This is a genomic window from Oceanisphaera ostreae (assembly GCF_042676125.1).
Classification (GTDB): Bacteria; Pseudomonadota; Gammaproteobacteria; order Enterobacterales; family Aeromonadaceae; genus Oceanimonas; species Oceanimonas ostreae.
Window position 1 is genome coordinate 80,991 of record NZ_JBHTJS010000025.1, and the last position, 13,148, is coordinate 94,138.

The 13,148-nt window shown below is 48.5% G+C and carries 14 protein-coding genes and 1 other RNA gene; 8 read left to right on the forward strand and 7 right to left on the reverse strand.

The window, feature by feature from the left end; genetic code table 11:
* Nucleotides 1-82: 82 nt before the first annotated feature.
* Together ssrA and smpB are read right to left on the reverse strand one after the other, a co-directional pair.
* Nucleotides 83-442, reverse strand: a transfer-messenger RNA (tmRNA) gene (gene ssrA, locus ACFQ1C_RS06420).
* 42 nt (nucleotides 443-484) lie between these two features.
* Entirely contained in the window at nucleotides 485-970 is a 486-nt protein-coding gene (gene smpB, locus ACFQ1C_RS06425) for an SsrA-binding protein SmpB (protein WP_379557769.1), read from the reverse strand.
* Between the two features lie 174 nt (nucleotides 971-1,144).
* Here smpB and ACFQ1C_RS06430 point away from each other — a divergent pair, with 174 nt between their 5' ends.
* On the forward strand, nucleotides 1,145-1,594 hold the full coding sequence (locus ACFQ1C_RS06430; protein WP_379557770.1) for an SRPBCC family protein: 450 nt from the start codon (nucleotides 1,145-1,147) through the stop codon (nucleotides 1,592-1,594).
* Nucleotides 1,569-1,940 carry an RnfH family protein gene (locus ACFQ1C_RS06435; RefSeq protein WP_379557771.1) on the forward strand — a complete coding sequence of 124 codons (372 nt, stop codon included), beginning with the start codon at nucleotides 1,569-1,571 and terminating at the stop codon, nucleotides 1,938-1,940. Before ACFQ1C_RS06430 ends, ACFQ1C_RS06435 begins: the two co-directional genes overlap by 26 nt.
* A gap of 94 nt (nucleotides 1,941-2,034) precedes the next feature.
* Here the strand turns inward: ACFQ1C_RS06435 and ACFQ1C_RS06440 are convergent, their stop codons facing one another.
* Nucleotides 2,035-2,373, reverse strand: coding sequence for an outer membrane protein assembly factor BamE (locus ACFQ1C_RS06440; protein ID WP_379557821.1), 339 nt, complete (start codon nucleotides 2,371-2,373; stop codon nucleotides 2,035-2,037).
* 222 nt (nucleotides 2,374-2,595) lie between these two features.
* On the opposite strand from ACFQ1C_RS06440, the gene udp reads away from it, so the two are divergent.
* Complete coding sequence (udp, locus tag ACFQ1C_RS06445) at nucleotides 2,596-3,354, forward strand: uridine phosphorylase (RefSeq protein WP_379557772.1); 759 nt, start codon at nucleotides 2,596-2,598, stop codon at nucleotides 3,352-3,354.
* A gap of 374 nt (nucleotides 3,355-3,728) precedes the next feature.
* Here udp and recN read toward each other — a convergent pair whose 3' ends face one another.
* Complete coding sequence (recN, locus tag ACFQ1C_RS06450; RefSeq protein WP_379557773.1) at nucleotides 3,729-5,399, reverse strand: DNA repair protein RecN; 1,671 nt, start codon at nucleotides 5,397-5,399, stop codon at nucleotides 3,729-3,731.
* Between the two features lie 308 nt (nucleotides 5,400-5,707).
* Nucleotides 5,708-6,592, reverse strand: coding sequence for an NAD(+) kinase (gene nadK / locus ACFQ1C_RS06455; protein WP_379557774.1), 885 nt, complete (start codon nucleotides 6,590-6,592; stop codon nucleotides 5,708-5,710).
* Between the two features lie 193 nt (nucleotides 6,593-6,785).
* Between nadK and grpE the strand changes: the two genes are divergently transcribed.
* The 4 genes from grpE to greA all read left to right on the forward strand — a co-directional run bounded on the left by grpE (nucleotide 6,786) and on the right by greA (nucleotide 11,334).
* On the forward strand, nucleotides 6,786-7,394 hold the full coding sequence (grpE, locus tag ACFQ1C_RS06460; protein ID WP_379557775.1) for a nucleotide exchange factor GrpE: 609 nt from the start codon (nucleotides 6,786-6,788) through the stop codon (nucleotides 7,392-7,394).
* Between the two features lie 183 nt (nucleotides 7,395-7,577).
* Entirely contained in the window at nucleotides 7,578-9,503 is a 1,926-nt protein-coding gene (dnaK, locus tag ACFQ1C_RS06465) for a molecular chaperone DnaK (protein WP_379557776.1), read from the forward strand.
* A gap of 91 nt (nucleotides 9,504-9,594) precedes the next feature.
* A complete protein-coding gene (dnaJ, locus tag ACFQ1C_RS06470; RefSeq protein WP_379557777.1) occupies nucleotides 9,595-10,728 on the forward strand; it encodes a molecular chaperone DnaJ in 1,134 nt (377 codons plus the stop codon).
* A gap of 129 nt (nucleotides 10,729-10,857) precedes the next feature.
* Entirely contained in the window at nucleotides 10,858-11,334 is a 477-nt protein-coding gene (greA, locus tag ACFQ1C_RS06475) for a transcription elongation factor GreA (RefSeq protein WP_379557778.1), read from the forward strand.
* A 43-nt stretch (nucleotides 11,335-11,377) separates the two neighbouring features.
* Here the strand turns inward: greA and ACFQ1C_RS06480 are convergent, their stop codons facing one another.
* Entirely contained in the window at nucleotides 11,378-11,989 is a 612-nt protein-coding gene (locus ACFQ1C_RS06480) for a PilZ domain-containing protein (protein ID WP_379557779.1), read from the reverse strand.
* A gap of 114 nt (nucleotides 11,990-12,103) precedes the next feature.
* On the reverse strand, nucleotides 12,104-12,400 hold the full coding sequence (yhbY, locus tag ACFQ1C_RS06485) for a ribosome assembly RNA-binding protein YhbY (RefSeq protein WP_379557780.1): 297 nt from the start codon (nucleotides 12,398-12,400) through the stop codon (nucleotides 12,104-12,106).
* Nucleotides 12,401-12,484: 84 nt separating this feature from the next.
* Between yhbY and rlmE the strand changes: the two genes are divergently transcribed.
* Nucleotides 12,485-13,114 (forward strand): 23S rRNA (uridine(2552)-2'-O)-methyltransferase RlmE, encoded by a 630-nt coding sequence (gene rlmE / locus ACFQ1C_RS06490; RefSeq protein ID WP_379557781.1) that lies wholly within the window; start codon nucleotides 12,485-12,487, stop codon nucleotides 13,112-13,114.
* Nucleotides 13,115-13,148 lie beyond the last annotated feature (34 nt).

Below are 13,148 nucleotides of genomic sequence, written 5' to 3' on the forward strand. Positions count from 1 at the left end.
CTATGGAAAGCAGCCGAGCAAGGCAATAGTGGCTGTATTGCATATAAAAAAGGCCACCCTAAGGTGGCCTTTTCCAATCGATTGGTGGAGCTGGCGGGATTTGAACCCGCGTCCGAAAAACCTACATCGTCGGTACTACATGCTTAGTCAGTCATTACATTCGCCATCTGCTGCGGACAGACACGCCACAGAATAACTAGCCTAAATTGGTTTTAACGCTTCCACCGTCAGGCACGATATCCACGCGATTCTGTGAAGTATGACCTTCCAATTCCCTAAGTCACAGACAAGCTAGGGCAGAAGGGCTCTATCAGGTTATTAAGCTGCTAGTGCGTAGTTTTCGTCGTTTGCGACTATTTTTTTGCGATTTTTTAACGAGGCCTATCGCACCTCGGCATGCACCTAGGAGTTCGAGAATCTCGTCGAATCCAGAATCAGCCCCAAGTCCGTTTATGGTATGGCAATTCAAACCAAACCACAAGTATTAACGATTTTTATGTTTCATCATGCGGTCTTTTTCGCGTTTCCAGTCACGCTCTTTAACGTCTTGGCGCTTGTCGTGGTCTTTTTTACCTTTTACTAGGCCAATTTCAATTTTAACCCAAGACTTAGACCAGTACAGTGCAAGTGGAACCAGCGTATAGCCTTCGCGATCAAGCTGGCTGGCTAGGCGATCGAGTTCACGGCGTTTAAGCAATAGCTTGCGTGAACGCATGGGGTCACACACTACATGAGTAGAGGCAACGTTGAGTGGGGTGATGGTGGCGGCAAACAAGAATGCTTCGCCATTACGTATAAATACGTAAGAATCGGCGATATTGGCTTTGCCAGCCCGCATCGCTTTTACTTCCCATCCTTGTAGTTCCAGCCCGGCTTCGAATTTTTCTTCTACATAATATTCGTGCCTTGCCTTTCTATTAAGGGCAATGGTGCTGGAACCGACTTTTTTCTTGGCTTTGTTTTTTGTCATAGTACATCCATTATACGGGTCCTTGATGGCCTTGGGAATTGCCAAGACTGCAACTGCTATTTTTTTGTTCGATTTATTCTCTATTCAGCGCGGTTATTGCTTAAGCGACGTGTCAGTCGTGAGTCCTGCTGAGATTAGTGTTAAAATATGGGCGTTTCGCTGCCAGGAGAAGTTATGCCGAGTATTACTCGCAGTGCGTTAGTGATGTTTAGCGCACAACAAATGTATGAATTAGTGAATGATATTGACTCATATCCGCAGTTTTTGCCTGGTTGTGTCGATAGTCGCATTGTTTCTGAGTCCGACAATACGATAACAGCGGCCTTAGATGTAGCTAAGGCAGGCATTCGTAAGACCTTTACGACGCGCAATGAACTCACACCGCATAACCATATCAGGGTGGAGTTAGTTGATGGCCCTTTCAAGGCTTTAAATGGTGGTTGGACCTTTACACCACTGGATGATGATGCCTGTAAAGTTGAACTGGAACTCTATTTTGAATTTACTTCTCGCCTTATAGAGTTGGCGTTTGGCGGAGTCTTTAAAGAGCTGGCCAATGCAATGGTGCATTCTTTTAGCGAGCGAGCAAAAGAGGTGTATGGTGGTGAGTCTTATTCAAATTGAGGTGGTGTACGCCTTACCAAATAAGCAAACAGTGTTGAGTCTCAAGGTATCTGCAGCAGATAATGTCTTACAGGTGATTGAGCAGTCGGGTATTTTGCAGCAATTTCCTGATATCGACTTAGACTGCAATATGGTGGGTATTTTTGGGCGACAGGTTAAGCTCGATCACGCTCTGCACGATGGCGACAGAATTGAAATTTATCGGCCTTTGTTGGCAGATCCTAAAGAAATTCGCCGTCGGCGAGCCGAACAAGCTAAAGAAGAAGGGCGAGCAGATAAAGTAACTGGTGGAAGACCTTCTGAAAATCGCGCTAAACCAAAGCCCCTGAAAAGCGATAAATCGTAAAGAGCAAAAATAACAGCTACCCATTAGATGCTTTGATTCATGCCTCACTCTTTACGTCTAACAGTGGCCATAGATTGGTATGGCCACACGTTTTTTATAGCCCTTGGCTGAAAGAGGCTGAAGCTTGGTAATCACCAGTAATTGAAGTTAGCGCCCCATTAATAAAGTCTAAAATCAATTGTTTTTGCTCTGGCTCACCGTGACCGGGTTTAAAGTAATAGAGGTAGACCCAGCGGTCGTGATTAAAGCTATCTAGGTTCATGGGGTTGCCCAACAAGAAGCGCACTTGCTCTTGGCTCATGCCTTGGCGAAGTTGCTCAACCTGCTTTGCTTCAATGTAATTGCCTTGTGGTATATCCACCTTATAAACCAAGCTGCAGCCGGTTAAAGGAAGAGTAAACAATAAAGGTAAAATCAAGGTTTTGAGTTGCATATACGCATTATATCCCTGTGTGACTTGCCGCCATAATAGCGGTTGGCGCCGACCTTGTACAAGCCGATGCTTGGCTAATATTTGGGTTTGTTCGTTGACTAAGATCGCTACGATGGCAATCTGACCCACTATTGAAGAAGAGGTTCCGTGATACGAGTTACTGTCATCTTGGATCCGCTGTTCTATCATACTATTTTTTACGTTGTTATTCGGGAGTAACTCATGGCTAAGCACGTTTTTCACTTAGGAATAACCGATGAGGATTTGCACGGTGCCAAGCTGGCTATTATTCCTGGAGATCCCGAGCGGGTGGCACGCATTGCCAGTCAGTTGAGCAATGCGCGTTTGTTAGCGACTAAGCGGGAGTTTACTTCTTGGTTGGGTGAGCTGGATGGCAAGTCGGTAGTCGTGTGCTCTACCGGCATAGGAGGCCCCTCTACTTCGATCGCGGTAGAAGAGCTTGCTCAATTGGGGGTGACGACGTTTTTGCGTATTGGTACTACTGGCGCTATTCAGCCCCATATTAATGTAGGAGACATAATTGTCACGCAAGGCGCGGTGCGCTTAGATGGTGCTAGTCGTCATTTTGCGCCGCTAGAGTTTCCTGCGGTTGCTCATTTTGATTGTAGCTGTGCGTTAGTTGATGCGGCGCGAGAGCTGGGGCTTAGTCCTCATGTAGGGATTACGGCGTCGTCTGATACTTTTTATCCGGGACAGGAGCGCTACGACACGTTTTCTGCTCGTGTACCACGTCACCTGCAGGGCAGTATGGAAGAATGGCAGGCGCTGGGAGTGCTGAATTACGAAATGGAGTCGGCCACTTTATTTACCATGTGTGCCAGCATGGGTCTTAAGGCGGGCTGTGTAGCCGGCGTTATTGTTAACCGTACCCAGCAAGAAATCCCTAACGAAACCACGATGCAAAACACCGAGCAGCAAGCCATTGAGATCGTCATCGGCGCCGCCCGCCGACTGGTGTAAGCTAATACCGTCCATCTCTTTGCAATCACTTTTTTTGGTATTAATGCGATAAGTCAGGAAGGGCACCACTCCTCCGACTCGCCGTAAACCCCTCCCTGGGGGCTCAGCCGCGCCATCCTTGGCGCAGATGGTCGGCTGAGCAGATACCCTCTGCCCTCCTATAAGCTGTAGAGTTGCCTGTGAATGCCGTCAGCCGACAATTTCGATGCCTAAAGAAGAAGCCGCTGGGATAGCCTCAGCCGACCATCACATGACAGGGATGTCATGTGTTTGAGCGTCACAGGGAGGTGCTTGCAGCGTGTCGGAGGAGGCTACCCAGTTGCGTCTGAGTGCTGAGATTATTTGTGACAGTAGAGACACGCTAACCGCTTTATTTACGCTTCACTCACCAATAACTCTCGGGCGTTGGCTAGGGTGTTCTCGGTAATTTTATTGCCACCGAGTAATCGCGCTAGTTCGTTTAGGCGGCTATCGTTATCCAACTCTTGCATACGGGTTTGGGTCACATTATCGGCACTGTCTTTGCTGACAAAGTAATGCTGATGACCATTGCCTGCCACTTGGGGCAGGTGAGTGATCACCAACACTTGTGTAGAGTCACCTAACTGGCGTAATAACTTGCCGACGACTGCTGCGGTTGGGCCACTGACACCGACATCTACTTCATCAAAAATAAGAGTGGGGGTTTCAACTTTTTGCGCGGTAATAACTTGAATAGCCAAGCTAATACGTGACAGCTCGCCACCGGATGCCACTTTCGCCATTGGGCTCATGGGTTGGCCTGGGTTCGTGCTAACCAAAAACTCAACCTTATCTATTCCCAAGGGAGAATAACCGGCAGTTTTATCGGCGGTGACTGTCATTTCAAAGCGCCCATGCTCCATGCTGAGTTGATGAAGGCTGGCGGTAATTTGTTTATTCAGTGACAGTGCATAACGCTGCCTGCTTTGGCTCAATCGTTCGGCGGCTAATAAAAACTGCTCTTTTGCGTATTCTACTTCTTCGGCTAGCTCTTGCAGACGACTGTCATTGTGATCCATTGCTGCGAGTTGGGTGGCAATGCTTTGATGAAAGCGATGCAACTCACCAGGAAGTACATGGTGCTTGCGTGCCAGCTCCATCACCTTTGCCATACGCGATTCCACCTCGTGCAGGCGTTCGGGATCAAGCTCTAACCGGTCTAAGTAGCGGCTTAATTCACCATGGCCTTCTTCAAGCTGTATTTGGCTGCTTTCGAGCATCTCTTGTATGGCTGATAAGCGAGCGTCCATTTGGCAGAGTTCGGTGACGAGTTTCAAGCCGTGGCGTAATTGTTGTAACGCATTGTTTTCTTCACTATCGGCTAGCACATTCAGTGCCAGCTGGCAGTCGTTAAGCAATTCGGCCCCGTTTGCCAGTCGAGTGTGCTCGGCCTCTAAGGTAGGAAATTCCTCCGCATCGAGTGCCAGCTCATCCAGCTCAGCCACTTGATACTCCAGCAGTTGGCGCTGTGCTTGCCATTGAACTTGATCGTTTTGCAGCTGTTGGCGCTCGTTGGTCAGTTGACGCCATTGCTGGTAGTACTTACTCGATTTTTGTATTAACTGGTGATGCCCGGCGTAGGCATCCAGCAAACCTCGCTGGTAGTCGGTTTTTTGCAACGCCTGATGGGCATGCTGACCATGAATATTGATCAGTAATGCCCCCAGAGCTTTTAGCTGAGCCAGTGGTACCGGTGTGCCATTTATGTAACCACGAGAGCGACCTTCGCGGTTTAAGGTGCGGCGCAGAATGCATTCATCTTGCTCGTCCAGCTCTTGTTCACTGAGCCATGCCTTTACTTTAGGTAGCTTGTCGATGCGAAAGCGTGCGCTAATATCGGCTTTATCGGCACCGGGCCTAACGGTGTCGGTATCTGCCCGCTCGCCCAGGGCGAGGGCTAACGCGTCGATGGCGATTGACTTGCCTGCTCCCGTTTCGCCGGTGATGCTGGTCATGCCGGCACGTAAGTCCAACTCAAGAAAAGAGACGATGGCAAAATTACTGATGGTGAGCTGAAGTAACATGATAGAACCTCTGCACAAGGGTTACTGTGTATAAATACAGTATACTGTTGTTTTGTACAGTGGCAAGGCAGTTTTGAATTTTGAGTGTTAAGTTTTTAGTAAAAAGAGAAGGTTAAAATATTTTGCCATGGAAGAGCACGCTTCTTTATTTATGAGAAGCACAGAAAAATTAAGATGAGAAAGGCGGCAAGAACGAAGAGGTTTTATTAGTAAAAGCAAACCGTCGATTGAAGAGTAAAGGGGACAACATGGCCAAAGCAGCTTCGGTATTTCTCTGCTTTTGGCCATGATTTTTTCAACAATCGACACTAAAAAAGCTTACTGCCCCAGCCTAGTTTACTGCGCAGTACTTCAAAATAATTGTGGCCACGTGGGTGAAGTAGCTTGAGTTTATGGGGACTCTTGTTGATATGAATTTCATCGCCCGGTTGCACTGCCAGCGATACGTGGCCGTCGCAACTTACTAGCATTTGCCCGGTTCTATTGTTAGGAGACAGCACCAGCTTTACGTGAGAGTCGGCGTCGATAACAATGGGCCGACAACTTAAAGTGTGCGGAAACATCGGCACTAACGTAATAGCATTAAGGTTAGGGGTCACAATGGGGCCACCGGCAGATAAAGAGTAGGCGGTAGAGCCCGTAGGGGTGGCCACAATCATGCCATCGGCGCGCTGGCTGTACATAAAATGACCATTAATGTACACCTCAAACTCAATCATATGGGCGATTTTACCCGGGTGTAATACGGCCTCGTTCATGGCGGTATTACTGGCCTTTAGCTGGCCGTGTCTGTGTACTTGGGCTTCGAGTAAAAAGCGATTTTCGGCTTGATAATCACCGGCTAGTAGGCGGTCAAGGGGCTGCTCAAAGCTGTCGGGTGACAAGTCGGTTAAAAAGCCGAGGTTGCCTCGGTTAACGCCCACCACCGCCACATCAAATCTAGCTAGAACACGTGCGGCACCCAACATATTACCGTCGCCGCCGACCACGATGGCCAAATCGGCGCGTTCCCCTAGCTCAACCATTTCTAATAGCTCAACATCGTCAAGCCTTAGCTGCTCGCCTACTCGTCGCTCTATAACAACGTTAATCCCCAAACCAATAAGGTGCTTATACAAGGCAACCAGAGTTTGGTTGGCTCCCTCATGATCGGGTTTGCCGATAAGGGCTATGGTATTAAATTCGGTATCCATCGATATATAGACCTAGCTGAAGGGTAAGGTAGGCAGGTCGGCCAGTACTTTCTTAGCCGTGTTATGCCTCATTCTAATTAACACTGTGTCTGAGAGCGAGCGAGTGATCAAGAATTGCCAACATATTCTCTTGAATTTTGATCTCGCCTCCCCCATATAGGCTGCAGGCAAGAATTTATATATGGGAGATCACATGAGCGATAAACAACATCAGGTTGATACAGAGCAGGCTGCTGAGCAAGAGCCGCTGACCGTAGATACAAATGCTGAGGCATCGGAAGAGGCAGAGCAGTCCTTGCCGGATGCAGCTTATGTAGCCGAACTGGAGCAACAACTAGCGGATGCGACCAGCAGCGCCCAGACGGAAAAAGATAATGCATTGCGCGCGTTGGCTGAAATGGAAAACTTGCGCCGCCGTGCTGCACAAGATGTAGAAAAGGCACGAAAGTTTGCATTGGAAAAGTTTGCCAACGAGTTATTACCCGTTATCGACAGCTTAGAACGCGCCCTTGAGCACACAGATAAAGAAAGCGATGCCTTTAAAGCGGTGTATGAAGGGGTGGAGCTGACGCTGCAGTCTCTGTTAAGCACGGTAGAAAAATTTGGCGTATTGCAGATAGACCCTACTGGCACGCCATTTGACCCGAATAAGCATCAGGCCATGAGCATGGTAGAAAGCAACGACGTTGCGCCTAACTCAGTCGTGGCAGTCATGATGAAAGGATATGAGCTTAATGGCCGCGTACTGCGCCCCGCCATGGTCATGGTGGCCAAAGGGCCGGCCATCGATACCCAAGCTTAAGGTACTCAAGCCTAATATAAGTAGGCTTAAAGCACTCCAGTCGCAAACCGCAGACGTAAAATGGCGGTTTTCATTAAAAAGTGTGAGCTATGCCTTGAAAGTCATCATCGGCAGCCGCATATATAGATTAAAGCAAAATACATAATGCTTACTATTTAATTCAAGATATTTAGAGAGGATTTCATGGGTAGAATCATCGGCATCGATTTAGGTACCACCAACTCTTGCGTCGCTATTTTAGACGGAGATAATCCACGAGTAATAGAAAACGCCGAGGGTACTCGTACTACTCCCTCCATCATCGCCTATGCCGATGATGGCGAAATATTAGTTGGCCAGCCAGCTAAACGTCAGGCGGTGACCAACCCGCACAACACCATATTTGCCATCAAGCGTTTGATTGGCCGTCGTTTTGAAGACGAAGAAGTACAGCGTGACCTAAAAATCATGCCGTTCAAAATCGTTAAAGCCGACAACGGTGATGCTTGGGTAGAAGCCAAAGATAAAAAAATGGCTCCCCCACAGGTATCTGCAGAAATACTGAAAAAAATGAAGAAAACCGCCGAAGACTACTTAGGCGAAGCAGTGACTGAAGCGGTTATTACCGTGCCTGCTTACTTCAACGATGCACAGCGCCAGGCAACCAAAGACGCCGGCCGCATTGCAGGCTTAGACGTAAAACGTATTATCAACGAGCCCACTGCGGCGGCGTTTGCTTATGGCGTAAACAAAGCCAAGGGCGATCGCAAGGTTGCAGTATATGACTTGGGTGGTGGTACATTCGATATCTCGATCATCGAAATTGATGAGATGGACGGCGAAAAGACCTTTGAAGTACTCGCCACTAACGGCGACACCCACTTAGGTGGTGAAGACTTTGATAACCGTTTAATCAACTATTTAGTCGAAGAGTTTAAGCGTGAGCAAGGTTTCGACCTGCGTAACGACATGCTGGCACTACAGCGCTTAAAAGAAGCCGCTGAAAAAGCCAAGTGCGAACTGTCTTCTGCTCAGCAGACTGACGTGAACTTGCCCTATATTACTGCTGATGCATCAGGCCCTAAACACCTGAACATCAAGCTGACTCGCGCCAAGCTGGAGTCACTGGTAGAAGACATGGTGAAGAAGTCGTTAGAGCCCGTTAAAACGGCACTAAAAGACGCAGGCCTGTCGGTATCAGAAATTGATGACGTTATTTTGGTCGGCGGTCAAACCCGCATGCCATTAGTACAAAAAGCGGTAAGTGACTTCTTTGGTCAAGAGCCACGTAAAGACGTTAACCCAGACGAAGCCGTTGCCGTAGGTGCCGCGATTCAGGGTGCCGTATTGTCTGGCGACAAAACTGACGTATTGTTGTTGGACGTAACACCTCTGTCTTTGGGTATCGAGACGATGGGTGGCGTAATGACGGCGGTGATCGAGAAGAACACCACTATTCCAACGCGCAAGTCTCAAACGTTCTCTACTGCAGACGACAACCAAGCAGCCGTGACCATTCACGTATTGCAGGGTGAGCGTAAGCGCTCAGGTGATAACAAGTCTCTGGGTCAGTTCAACCTAGAAGGTATTCGTCCTGCACCGCGCGGCCTGCCACAAATTGAAGTGACCTTCGATTTGGACGCCGACGGTATTCTGCACGTATCTGCGGCCGATAAGGACACAGGTAAAGAGCAGAAGATCACCATTAAATCCTCTTCTGGTCTAAGTGACGAAGAAGTAGAAGCCATGGTGCGCGAAGCGGAAGCAAACGCGACCGAAGATAAAAAGTTTGAAGAGCTAGTGGGCGCACGTAACCAAGCTGATGGCTTGATTCATGCTACTCGCAAGCAGCTGGAAGAAGCGGGCGATGACTTGGCCGCCGATGACAAGAGCGCCATTGAGTCTGCATTGAGCGAGCTAGAAACTGCCGCTCGTACCGAAGATAAAGATGACATTGAAGCCAAACAGAAAACGCTGATGGAAGTGTCACAAAAGTTGGCTGAAGTTGCTCAGGCCAAGGCCCAAGCTGAAGCTTCACAAACTGCGGGCGAACCACAAGACGCATCAGCCAAAGGCGATGACGATGTAGTTGATGCCGAGTTTGAAGAAGTAAAAGACGACAAAAAGTAATTTAAACCCAGCGTATTAACGCGCCTAGTGCGGGTGTTGGGATCCCAACACCCGCCTTTGTGTTAACAGGACTCAGGTAAGTAATCAGCCTATGTCAAAACGAGATTATTATGAAGTGCTTGGCGTCTCTAAAGGAGCCGATGAGCGCGATATAAAGAAAGCTTATAAGCGGATGGCGATGAAATATCATCCCGACCGTAATAAAGCCGATGCTGACGCCGGTGATAAATTTAAAGAAGCGTCTGAAGCCTATGAAGTATTGACCGATGCGCAAAAACGCGCCGCTTATGATCAGTTTGGTCATGAAGGGGTAAATGGTCAGCAGGGCGGCCATGGTTTTGGTGGCGGCGGCGGTGACTTTAGCGATGTGTTCGGCGATGTGTTCGGCGATATCTTCGGTGGCGGTCAGCGTCGTCAGCAGCGTGCGGCCCGTGGGTCTGACTTGCGCTACAATATGGAGCTGACGCTAGAAGAAGCCGTGCGGGGCGTGACCAAAGAGATCAAGGTGCCAACACTGGTAGGTTGTGATGTCTGTGATGGCAGTGGTGCTAAAGCGGGCACCCAGGCCAATACGTGCTCTACCTGTCATGGTCATGGTCAGGTGCAAATGCGCCAAGGTTTCTTCACCGTGCAGCAGCCTTGTCCGCATTGTCGTGGTAAAGGTAAGATCATTACCGACCCCTGCCATAAGTGTCATGGTGACGGCCGTTATCAAAAAACGAAGACGCTGTCGGTAAAAATACCGGCGGGTGTAGACACCGGCGATCGAATTCGGTTATCCGGCGAAGGCGAGGCAGGTGAATCAGGTGCGCCGGCGGGTGACCTTTATGTACAGATGCACGTACGCGAGCATGAAATTTTTGTTCGGGACGGCAACAACCTGTTTTGTGAAGTGCCGATAGGCTTTAGTGCCGCGGCTCTGGGCGGCGAAGTAGAAGTGCCGACCCTAGACGGACGGGTTAAGCTAAAAATACCGGCTGAAACGCAAACCGGCCGTAGCTTCCGTCTTAAGGGCAAAGGGGTACGTTCGGCTCGCAATGGTCAAATGGGCGATTTGGTATGTAAAGCCTATATTGAAACGCCGGTTAACCTAACCGAAGAACAGAAATCATTATTACGTCAATTAGAAGACTCTTGTGGTGGTGTTGCAGCCAACAAACATCAACCCAAGACGGAAGGCTTTCTCAATGGAGTGAAGCGCTTCTTCGACGATTTGACCCGCTAAGTTAGCTGTATTAATCTGGGTTGCTACATAGCAGCCCAGCGGCTGACACGGAATGTATAATATGAGCCCTGTGCTGATGTTCGGCAGGGCTCTTGTTGTTTTATTGTCTGAAAGGAACTGGGTTTTATTATGGCACAAACTCCTATGACGGTTCTTGGCGCACAAAAGCTGCGTGAAGAACTGGATCACCTCAAGTCGGTATTACGCCCCAGAATTATTGCCGATATTGCTGATGCCCGTGAACATGGCGATTTAAAAGAAAATGCCGAATACCATGCGGCGCGTGAAGAGCAAGGGTTCTGTGAAGGGCGGATTCAAGAAATTGAGGGCAAGCTGTCCAACGCTCAAATTATCGACGTGACCAAGCTGCCTAATACTGGCAAAGTTATTTTTGGTACCACGGTAGATTTGTTTAAGGTAGACGACGAAAAAGAAATCACCTATCGCATTGTGGGTGACGATGAGTCAGACATCAAAGCGAACCTGATTTCGGTGAACTCGCCGATTGCTCGCGCGCTTATTGGCAAAGAAGTGGATGATGTGGCGGTAGTAAAAACGCCAGGTGGCGAAGTAGAATACGAAATTCTTAAGGTCCAGTACCTGTAATTTCGGCCACACGACTCAGTACGAAAACGAAAAACGGCAGACGCTATAGCGCCTGCCGTTTTTGTATCTGTTCTAAAAAGCCACGAAATACAAAGTCTGACAAGGTGCCCTTGTCGGCACTGTTGAGTGTAAAGCTCACCGTTGTGAGCCAAAATTGCGGGCCTTTACGTTGGCGAACTAACGTAAGTTGCAATGCCAGCTGCTGCTCTTGGCCCAGCACCAACCATATTTTTTTATGCGCTTGTTGGCTGGGTGCAGGCTTAAATAATGGGCGCTGTGATACCAAGCGCATACCATTGATAGACAAGTCACGAATTTCGGCAGCCAACAGTTGTCCATTTGGGCGTTTAAGCTCAATATCTTGTGGATGAGGTAAGCGCCAAGCTCGAGGGTGTCCGCTGTGGCTAACAATATTAGGTGAGCTGAGTGCGGCTTGTTCTTGGCTTGCGACCGGGTGGTTTAGGGCGACAGGAAAGCTAAGTTTTACTTGGCCTAGTTCAAGTTTTAGTTCGAGGCCTGTTGCTTGTTCCAATAAAGGTCCTATATTGGCATCCATCACTAATGGCAGCGTTAGCAATGCATTTTGGCCGTCAGCTTGGTAAAGCTCGTTAAGCAGGGCAAGCTCTTCGTCGGTTAAATAGGGATGGTCAGACATCACAACACCAAGGTAAATAATTATACTTATAGTGTAGTGGTACTAATGTGTAGCAACACAGAAAAGAGGGCCAAGAAGTTAAAAGCAGAGGGCCTGCTTACTTGGCCCTAATGCTTAAGCGCGGGGTAAGCTGATTTTTTTCTCTTCGCTGCTGCGGTATAGTGTCAGCATGTGGCCGATACTTTGTACCTTTAACGCGCCTGTTTCACGGACGATGGCATCCATGACCAGTGCTTTAACTTCCCTGTCTTCGGCGGCAACTTTGACCTTGATCAATTCGTGAAAATTAAGGGCTAAATCGATCTCAGCCAACACGCCTTCGGTCAGGCCATGTTGGCCCAGCAATACCACTGGTTTAAGGCTGTGAGCCAATCCTTTGAGGTATTGTTTTTGCTTATTAGTCAGAGTCATTGCAAAATGCTTCAGTTAATAGGTTGAAAGGGGGCTATTGTACCCCCATCTACACTGTAATGGTAATAGCAGAGCGATAATTTAATGGCGAACAAAAAACGCTCGGGCAGCTCAACGCGCTGGCTTCAAGAGCATTTCAACGATAAATATGTACAAGAGGCGCATAAAAGAGGCCTCCGCTCCCGAGCCGTGTTTAAATTAGAAGAATTGCAAGGGCGCGACCGTTTGCTCAAACAAGGCATGACGGTAGTGGATTTAGGCGCCGCCCCTGGCGGTTGGAGTCAATATTGCGTGGAGCAAGTGGGGCAAAAAGGTCAAGTGATTGCCTGTGACCTACTGCCGATGGACGCCATCGCAGGCGTCGACTTCCTACAAGGAGACTTTAGAGACGAAGCGGTGTTGAATGCACTGCTTGAGCGGGTAGGTGAAGACAAGGTTGATGTATTACTGTCTGATATGGCGCCAAATATGAGTGGCACCCGAGAAGTAGATCAGCCTAAATCCATGTATTTGGTGGAGTTGGCGCTGGATATGTGTCGCCAAGTATTGACACCTAAAGGTAGTTTTGTAGTGAAAGTGTTTCAAGGGGCCGGTTTTGATGAGTTTTTATTGGAAGTTCGTCGGTCTTTTAGTTCGGTAAGAGTAAGAAAACCCGATTCGTCGCGACCGCGGTCGCGAGAAGTGTACATTGTGGCTACAGGTTATAAACTGTAGTACTCTCAGAATCATAAACAGTCAGCCGGTGAGG

Excerpts from the sequence above, each read along its gene's own strand:
- smpB (WP_379557769.1), bottom strand. The coding sequence starts at position 970 with ATGACAAAAAACAAAGCCAAGAAAAAAGTCGGTTCCAGCACCATTGCC.
- ACFQ1C_RS06430 (WP_379557770.1), top strand. The coding sequence starts at position 1,145 with ATGCCGAGTATTACTCGCAGTGCGTTAGTGATGTTTAGCGCACAACAA.
- ACFQ1C_RS06435 (WP_379557771.1), top strand. The coding sequence starts at position 1,569 with ATGGTGGTGAGTCTTATTCAAATTGAGGTGGTGTACGCCTTACCAAAT.
- ACFQ1C_RS06440 (WP_379557821.1), bottom strand. The coding sequence starts at position 2,373 with ATGCAACTCAAAACCTTGATTTTACCTTTATTGTTTACTCTTCCTTTA.
- udp (WP_379557772.1), top strand. The coding sequence starts at position 2,596 with ATGGCTAAGCACGTTTTTCACTTAGGAATAACCGATGAGGATTTGCAC.
- recN (WP_379557773.1), bottom strand. The coding sequence starts at position 5,399 with ATGTTACTTCAGCTCACCATCAGTAATTTTGCCATCGTCTCTTTTCTT.
- nadK (WP_379557774.1), bottom strand. The coding sequence starts at position 6,592 with ATGGATACCGAATTTAATACCATAGCCCTTATCGGCAAACCCGATCAT.
- grpE (WP_379557775.1), top strand. The coding sequence starts at position 6,786 with ATGAGCGATAAACAACATCAGGTTGATACAGAGCAGGCTGCTGAGCAA.
- dnaK (WP_379557776.1), top strand. The coding sequence starts at position 7,578 with ATGGGTAGAATCATCGGCATCGATTTAGGTACCACCAACTCTTGCGTC.
- dnaJ (WP_379557777.1), top strand. The coding sequence starts at position 9,595 with ATGTCAAAACGAGATTATTATGAAGTGCTTGGCGTCTCTAAAGGAGCC.
- greA (WP_379557778.1), top strand. The coding sequence starts at position 10,858 with ATGGCACAAACTCCTATGACGGTTCTTGGCGCACAAAAGCTGCGTGAA.
- ACFQ1C_RS06480 (WP_379557779.1), bottom strand. The coding sequence starts at position 11,989 with ATGTCTGACCATCCCTATTTAACCGACGAAGAGCTTGCCCTGCTTAAC.
- yhbY (WP_379557780.1), bottom strand. The coding sequence starts at position 12,400 with ATGACTCTGACTAATAAGCAAAAACAATACCTCAAAGGATTGGCTCAC.
- rlmE (WP_379557781.1), top strand. The coding sequence starts at position 12,485 with ATGGCGAACAAAAAACGCTCGGGCAGCTCAACGCGCTGGCTTCAAGAG.